The sequence below is a fragment of the Pseudomonas sp. 05N433 genome (genome assembly GCF_056396925.1).
Genome location: NZ_JBFTML010000026.1, coordinates 81,805 through 88,741 on the forward strand (window position 1 = coordinate 81,805; position 6,937 = coordinate 88,741).

The following is a 6,937-nucleotide window of genomic DNA, read 5'->3' on the forward strand; positions in this document are numbered from 1 at the left end:
CTTAAAAGATCGCAGCCTCGTTTCACTCGACAGCTCCTACAGGGATTTGTGTTGTTAGCAAGAATTCGTCTGCCGCGACTATCGAGAACCCCATGCCTCAACCGCGTCCTTACAAAGTTGCACTCAACGGCTACGGCCGGATTGGTCGTTGTGTCTTGCGTGCGTTGTTTGAGCGAGGCTCGAAGGCTGGGTTTGAAATTGTCGCGATCAACGATCTGGCCGATATGGCCAGCATCGAATACCTGACACGCTTCGACTCCACTCACGGGCGGTTTCCCGGTGAAGTGAGGGTTGAGGGCGATTGTCTGCATATTAAGGGCGACTGCGTGAAGGTCCTGCGCAGTGCCACCCCCGAAGGCATCGATTGGGCGTCGTTGGGCGTCGATCTGGTGCTGGAGTGCTCCGGCGCTTATCACACCCGTCAGGATGGCCAGCGTTTTCTCGACGCCGGTGCGCCACGGGTGCTGTTTTCCCAGCCGATGGCCAGCGAGGCGGATGTCGACGCCACCATCGTCTACGGCGTGAACCAGGATTGCCTGACCGGCGAAGAACTGCTGGTGTCCAACGCGTCTTGCACCACCAACTGCGGCGTGCCGCTGTTGCGCCTGCTGGATCAGGCCATTGGTCTGGAATACGTGTCGATCACCACCATCCACTCGGCGATGAACGATCAGCCGGTGATCGACGCCTATCACCACGAAGACCTGCGCCGCACCCGTTCGGCGTTCCAGTCGGTGATTCCGGTGTCCACTGGTCTGGCGCGAGGCATTGAACGCTTGCTGCCGGAACTTGCCGGGCGAATTCAGGCCAAAGCCGTGCGGGTGCCGACGGTTAACGTGTCCTGCCTCGATATTACGATGCAGACCGTAAGCGATACCGACGCCACCGAGGTCAACCGGATTCTGCGCGAGGCCGCCACCCATGGCCCGCTCAAAGGCCTTCTGGCCTACACCGAGTTGCCTCACGCCAGTTGTGATTTCAATCATGACCCCCATTCGGCCATCGTCGATGCCAGTCAGACCCGCGTTTCCGGCCCACGGCTGGTGARCATCCTGGCCTGGTTCGACAACGAATGGGGTTTTGCCAATCGAATGCTGGACGTTGCAGAGCACTATTTGCAAGCCGCTACTACTCCACAATCTGTCTTTCAAAAACAGTAACCCAGGAATTGCGACCCATGACCGTGTTGAAGATGACCGACCTCGATCTGCAAGGTAAGCGCGTACTGATCCGCGAAGACCTCAACGTCCCAGTCAAGGACGGTGTTGTCACCAGCGATGCGCGTATCCTGGCTTCGCTGCCGACCATCAAGCTGGCCCTGGAAAAAGGCGCGGCAGTGATGGTCTGCTCGCACCTTGGCCGTCCGACCGAAGGCGAGTTCTCGGCCGAGAACAGCCTCAAGCCAGTGGCTGACTACCTGAGCAAGGCCCTGGGCCGTGAAGTGCCGCTGGTGTCCGATTACCTGGGCGGCGTCGACGTGAAAGCCGGCGACATCGTGTTGTTCGAAAACGTGCGCTTCAACAAGGGCGAGAAAAAGAACGCCGACGAACTGGCCAAGCAATACGCCGCCCTGTGCGACGTGTTCGTGATGGACGCTTTCGGCACCGCTCACCGCGCCGAGGGCTCGACCCATGGCGTGGCCAAATTCGCCAAAGTCGCCGCTGCTGGCCCGTTGCTCGCCGCCGAACTGGACGCACTGGGCAAGGCCCTGGGCTCCCCGGCCCAGCCAATGGCCGCCATTGTTGCCGGCTCCAAAGTGTCGACCAAACTCGACGTGCTCAACAGCCTGAGCCAGATCTGCAACCAGCTGATCGTTGGTGGCGGCATCGCCAACACCTTCCTGGCCGCTGCCGGTCACCCGGTTGGCAAATCGCTGTACGAGCCGGACCTGCTGGACACTGCCCGTGAAATCGCGGCGAAAGTCAGCGTGCCATTGCCAGTGGACGTGGTGGTCGCCAAGGAATTCGCTGAAAGCGCGACCGCGACTGTCAAGCTGATCGCCGACGTGGCTGCAGACGACATGATCCTGGACATCGGCCCACAGACCGCGGCGAATTTCGCCGAGCTGCTGAAGTCGTCCAAGACCATCCTGTGGAACGGCCCGGTGGGCGTGTTCGAATTCGACCAGTTCGGTAACGGCACCAAAGTGCTGGCCCAGGCCATCGCGGAAAGCTCGGCGTTCTCCATTGCCGGCGGTGGCGACACTCTGGCGGCCATCGATAAATATGGCGTAGCCGAGCAAATCTCCTACATTTCTACCGGCGGCGGCGCGTTCCTCGAATTCGTCGAAGGCAAAGTGCTGCCGGCCGTTGAAGTCCTGGAAAGCCGGGCCAAGGCCTGAGGCCGCTCATTTGACCAGGCAAAGGAGTGTTCAGATGGTCAGGACATTAATGCTGTTGATCGCCGCGGGTATGCTGGCGGCTTGCGGGAGTAACCCGAAAGCCACGCCGGAACCCGCGCCATCCGCGTCGGATAAAGGCTGCTACCAGGCTGACTGGCAAGCGGAAACCAACCCGGTGATCAACAAGCGGTCCGGGCCCGATGGCCTGGACAAATACGAGACGCAGACCCCGACCAAGGAACATGGCTGCCCTTGACGGGTCTGACTCTTTACTCAGGGCTGGCGGCATGCGCCGTCGGTCGAGGAACACGGATGAAACGCTTTATTGCCGTTGCGGCACTGGCATTGCTGGCAGGTTGCGCCAATTTGAACCTGTTCAACACTGCCAAGCCAGCGGACAGCTGGACCACCTGGACCTGCGACAGCCAGGCCAAAGTGCTCTGGCGCTACACTGATGTGAGCCGCAAGGAAGTCGATGTTCGCCTGGGCGGCGCCGATCAGGTCTACCGCCTGAAGCTTGAGCCGGGCGCTGAAGGTTCGCTGTATAGCAACGACATGCTGGCGTTTCACATAAAGGGTGAGGAAGGCCTGGTGTACTGGGTCGCCACCAATGATTTGATTGGTCGCGGTTGTAAAGCGCAGTAACAACGCCGATCGCAGGACTATTGTTGTGGCGAGGGAGCTTGCTCCCGCTGGAGCGCGAAGCGGTCCCAAAGCCAGCCGATTTGGTGTTTCAGAAGGACCGAGTCGACGGGTTTACGACTGCTTCGCAGCCGAACGCGAGCAAGCTCGCTCGCCACAGGTTCTTCGTTACGCACAGGTTTTTGTTGTACCGAATTCGCAGCCCGGGCCAACCCCCGATCTGCAATAACTTGAATAGCCGCCGCCGCTACGGCAGGCTGGCACGATTAACGACCCTCAACCGGGAGAGACACACACAATGGCACTTATCAGCATGCGCCAGATGCTGGACCACGCAGCCGAGTTCGGCTACGGCGTTCCAGCCTTCAACGTCAACAACCTTGAGCAGATGCGCGCCATTATGGAAGCCGCTGACAAGACTGACTCCCCGGTGATCGTCCAGGCTTCGGCCGGTGCTCGCAAATACGCTGGCGCCCCGTTCCTGCGTCACCTGATCCTGGCGGCCATCGAAGAGTTCCCGCACATCCCGGTGTGCATGCACCAGGACCACGGCACCAGCCCTGACGTCTGCCAGCGTTCCATTCAACTGGGCTTCAGCTCGGTGATGATGGACGGTTCCCTGGGCGAAGACGGCAAGACCCCGACCGACTACGACTACAACGTTCGCGTTACCCAACAAACCGTGGCCATGGCTCACGCCTGCGGCGTATCGGTGGAAGGCGAGCTGGGCTGCCTGGGTTCGCTGGAAACCGGCATGGCCGGTGAAGAAGATGGCATCGGCGCCGAAGGCGTTCTGGATCACAGCCAAATGCTGACCGACCCGGAAGAAGCCGCGGACTTCGTCAAGAAGACCCAGGTCGACGCCCTGGCCATCGCCATCGGCACCAGCCACGGCGCCTACAAGTTCACCAAGCCACCTACCGGCGACGTGCTGGCCATCGACCGCATCAAGGAAATCCACAAACGCATCCCGAACACCCACCTGGTGATGCACGGTTCGTCTTCGGTTCCGCAAGAGTGGCTGGCGATCATCAACCAGTACGGCGGCGACATCAAAGAAACCTACGGCGTACCGGTTGAAGAAATCGTCGAAGGCATCAAGCACGGCGTGCGCAAGGTCAACATCGACACCGACCTGCGTTTGGCGTCCACCGGTGCGATGCGTCGCCTGATGGCCACCAACCCGAGCGAGTTTGATCCGCGTAAGTTCTTCGGCGCGACTGTGACTGCGATGCGTGACGTGTGTATTGCGCGTTATGAGCAGTTTGGTACTGCCGGTAATGCTTCGAAGATCAAGCCGATTTCGTTGGAAGCGATGTTCCAGCGTTACCTGAAAGGCGAGTTGAACGCCAAGGTTAACTAAGCCTTAGAGTTTGACCCGTGTTGTGAAGAACCCGCCGAGAGGCGGGTTTTTTCTGGGCGGGGATTTTTGCGCGCAATAACTACCCAAAAGTCAGAGAAAATGGCGCTGCCGCTTGCTCAATGGCACTGACCACATGAGGCGCCTGTTCCCGATACTCAGGATAGCGTTCAAGTACTGCTTCAACCGAGGCAAGCAATTGCTGAATGCGCTCCTGAGGTCGCTCGATCTCACAGGTGTGCGCAAACTCAAGCAGTCCTTGCCGCGAGGCAAACATTGACTTGTTGCCCGCCAGATCCAAAGCCAAAACATCTTCCGGAATATAGGCCGTGGTGTTAACGATGTCGTAGGCCGGCGCCAGGCGTGCATCGCGTTGCGTAGGATCGGAATAGAGCAATCCGAAGTTTTTCAAATGAGCGTCGCCATTCCCGACAATACAGCTCAGGGCAACGCTATCGAAGAGTTGATCAAGGGAGGTGCGTAAATGTTTAGTCGGGCAGAACACGCGAATAGCCTTGGCGATTGCCGCATAACTTTTGCTGTACTTCTGGTTAGCCGATAGCCCCATCAACACCGCCATGTCTTCAAATCCAATTGGGTTGAGCTGGTCGTCGCGATCAAAGCGACGCATGACAAACAGCTTGGCATTATCGGAAAGGTAAAACGGCGGAACGGGAATACCGGCCTCCTTCGCAATGGACATGCAAAGGAACTCGTTGATTGCCAGACCGGGAAATTCGTCTCGGCCACTTTTGATAATCAGGTCCGAGGTTTTCGATGTCACCCGTGGCAATCCGGTTTCCAGGCGTTCCGGTACCAACACTTTGGGTTGAACGCCGGAAATGCCGGCACGCAGGATGTAGCGATCAAGAATGTCAGCGAAGATATCTTCCGTGCCGTCCCATGTCAGAATCTCTTCGAGTTTCTCCCCCGGAAATTGTTGCTCCTCCAGCAAGGCGTCAACCGTTTCAGACCGCACTTGCACCCTGCCAATGGGCGAAGTGCTGCCGGAAAGCGCCAGCAAAAGCATCGGATCGACATTCACAGTCTTGGCCAATCGATTGCGCAGTTGCTCCAATACATAGCCTTCCGGCAGATTCATCTGAAAAACAGGATGGAGTTCGCGCCGACGAAACTCGTCATGCCTTACTGGCATCGACAAGCTGATAGCCATTTCTCGCGATGCATCTTCGTGATAACGGAATGTGAAGTCTTCGGCATCGCTGAAAAGCCTGCCGCTACGCCCCTCGGGCGTGCTGACTTTGAGAGAGGACATTTTCATTCGAATAAATCCCCAAGCTCTTCAAGGGTCGGCATAGCAGCTGGAACGACAGCAAGCTCACAATCCAGAGCGCCAAGGACGCGCGCATAGGCGATCATGCCGACAGACAGAGTACCTTTCTCTACTGCGATGACTTTGTATCGTGTCAGCCCCGCGAGGTCGGCAAGCTGTGCTTGCGTCAGACCGCGATTTATACGTTTTTCGCGTATTTGGTTGCCAAGACGGCTGATCAACAGAAAATAATCCATGTTCCGCTTCCGTAACATTTATAGCTAAATGTAGCGTATACGCAACATTTTATCTACGTCGTATTTAAGTCCACGGCCATCGGCGACACAGGGATCGAGGTTAACTAAGCCCGAGCGTTAAGCTGCGTTGATAAGAAACCCGCCGAGAGGCGGGTTTTTTATTGGAAGAAAGTTTGCTCGCCTTGCACCAACCGAGCCGCGATTACTCCTTCGGTTCGACGTGATCCAGCGCCTGATTCACCGCCAGTTCACCGAGCATGACCACTTGGGCAATGCCCAGCAGGGTCTTGCGATGTGAGGTTTCCAGCAGCGCGGCGAAATTATTGAGCATGAGGGTGGCCGAGCCGAGTGTTTCGCTGGCGTTGGCCAGCAGGGCTTCGGTGTTGTACTTCGGATTGGCGAGGTACATGGGCTCGGGTTCGTGGGTGGTGGCCATGATTTTGGCGGCCGGGTTGAGGTAGTGGTCGAGGGCGCGCTCGGCGGCTTCGTGGAGTTTTTTTGAATCGAGGGATTCGTAGGGGGATGCCGGGTCTGTGACCGGCGGATGCGGCGTTGATTTAGTCATTTGCTCGAAACCTGATTGGAGTGCCCCTCTCTGGCTACTAATCAAAGTGGAGGCAACTGTACGCAGGTTAGTAGACCGGGGTTTCGAGCAAGCCGGCGCACCCGAAGGTGCCCTGCGCACAGTTACCATCAAGCGCAGGAATCGAAATCCCTGACTGACAGATGCTTGTGCACCAAGCTCGAAACCACGGGCTACTAAACCCGATCACTGCGAATCAGTGACACGAATCAAGTTACCGATGGCCTCCCAGACGCACAAGCCGGCGGATTCTGGCGTACCCGTAGGCAGTGACGCAAGCCGATGTAGGCCTCATGAAGTAACGCTGCGTGTCTTTAAACGTTGGCGTTTAAGTGGGGGCTGATGCCGGTCAGTGAAGAGATGGAGTTGGACATAAAGAACCTGTGGCGAGGGAGCTTGCTCCCGCTGGGCCGCGAAGCGGCCCCCAAAAAGAGGGTCTGCTGCGCAGCCCAACGGGAGCAAGCTCCCTCGCCACAAAGGG

Annotated in this window: 8 protein-coding genes; 5 read left to right on the forward strand and 3 right to left on the reverse strand. The window is 57.9% G+C overall.

The window, feature by feature from the left end; all coding sequences use genetic code 11:
• Positions 1 to 92 precede the first annotated feature (92 nt).
• The 5 genes from epd to fba all read left to right on the forward strand — a co-directional run bounded on the left by epd (position 93) and on the right by fba (position 4,346).
• Positions 93 to 1,160, forward strand: coding sequence for an erythrose-4-phosphate dehydrogenase (gene epd, locus AC1DIS_RS15685; RefSeq protein WP_477780961.1), 1,068 nt, complete (start codon positions 93 to 95; stop codon positions 1,158 to 1,160).
• A gap of 17 nt (positions 1,161 to 1,177) precedes the next feature.
• Positions 1,178 to 2,341, forward strand: a complete 1,164-nt coding sequence (locus AC1DIS_RS15690; protein WP_007937921.1) for a phosphoglycerate kinase — start codon at positions 1,178 to 1,180, stop codon at positions 2,339 to 2,341.
• Between the two features lie 34 nt (positions 2,342 to 2,375).
• Positions 2,376 to 2,597, forward strand: a complete 222-nt coding sequence (locus AC1DIS_RS15695) for a hypothetical protein (RefSeq protein ID WP_064620894.1) — start codon at positions 2,376 to 2,378, stop codon at positions 2,595 to 2,597.
• A 56-nt stretch (positions 2,598 to 2,653) separates the two neighbouring features.
• On the forward strand, positions 2,654 to 2,986 hold the full coding sequence (locus tag AC1DIS_RS15700; RefSeq protein WP_105340861.1) for an MliC family protein: 333 nt from the start codon (positions 2,654 to 2,656) through the stop codon (positions 2,984 to 2,986).
• 295 nt (positions 2,987 to 3,281) lie between these two features.
• On the forward strand, positions 3,282 to 4,346 hold the full coding sequence (gene fba, locus AC1DIS_RS15705; protein WP_064620888.1) for a class II fructose-bisphosphate aldolase: 1,065 nt from the start codon (positions 3,282 to 3,284) through the stop codon (positions 4,344 to 4,346).
• A 79-nt stretch (positions 4,347 to 4,425) separates the two neighbouring features.
• Here the strand turns inward: fba and AC1DIS_RS15710 are convergent, their stop codons facing one another.
• The 3 genes from AC1DIS_RS15710 to AC1DIS_RS15720 all read right to left on the reverse strand — a co-directional run bounded on the left by AC1DIS_RS15710 (position 4,426) and on the right by AC1DIS_RS15720 (position 6,438).
• A complete protein-coding gene (locus AC1DIS_RS15710; protein ID WP_477743635.1) occupies positions 4,426 to 5,625 on the reverse strand; it encodes a type II toxin-antitoxin system HipA family toxin in 1,200 nt (399 codons plus the stop codon).
• Positions 5,622 to 5,873: a helix-turn-helix domain-containing protein gene (locus tag AC1DIS_RS15715; protein WP_064620880.1), complete on the reverse strand. Its 252-nt coding sequence runs from the start codon at positions 5,871 to 5,873 to the stop codon at positions 5,622 to 5,624. Before AC1DIS_RS15715 ends, AC1DIS_RS15710 begins: the two co-directional genes overlap by 4 nt.
• A 202-nt stretch (positions 5,874 to 6,075) precedes the next feature.
• The gene (locus AC1DIS_RS15720) at positions 6,076 to 6,438 is read right to left on the reverse strand and encodes a DUF6124 family protein (protein WP_064620877.1); all 363 of its coding nucleotides are present in this window, start codon (positions 6,436 to 6,438) and stop codon (positions 6,076 to 6,078) included.
• Between the last annotated feature and the right edge of the window lie 499 nt (positions 6,439 to 6,937).

Bases quoted from the DNA above. Each gene is read 5' to 3' on its own strand.
- AC1DIS_RS15690 (WP_007937921.1), top strand. From the start codon at position 1,178: ATGACCGTGTTGAAGATGACCGACCTCGATCTGCAAGGTAAGCGCGTA.
- AC1DIS_RS15695 (WP_064620894.1), top strand. From the start codon at position 2,376: ATGGTCAGGACATTAATGCTGTTGATCGCCGCGGGTATGCTGGCGGCT.
- AC1DIS_RS15700 (WP_105340861.1), top strand. From the start codon at position 2,654: ATGAAACGCTTTATTGCCGTTGCGGCACTGGCATTGCTGGCAGGTTGC.
- fba (WP_064620888.1), top strand. From the start codon at position 3,282: ATGGCACTTATCAGCATGCGCCAGATGCTGGACCACGCAGCCGAGTTC.
- AC1DIS_RS15710 (WP_477743635.1), bottom strand. From the start codon at position 5,625: ATGAAAATGTCCTCTCTCAAAGTCAGCACGCCCGAGGGGCGTAGCGGC.
- AC1DIS_RS15715 (WP_064620880.1), bottom strand. From the start codon at position 5,873: ATGGATTATTTTCTGTTGATCAGCCGTCTTGGCAACCAAATACGCGAA.
- AC1DIS_RS15720 (WP_064620877.1), bottom strand. From the start codon at position 6,438: ATGACTAAATCAACGCCGCATCCGCCGGTCACAGACCCGGCATCCCCC.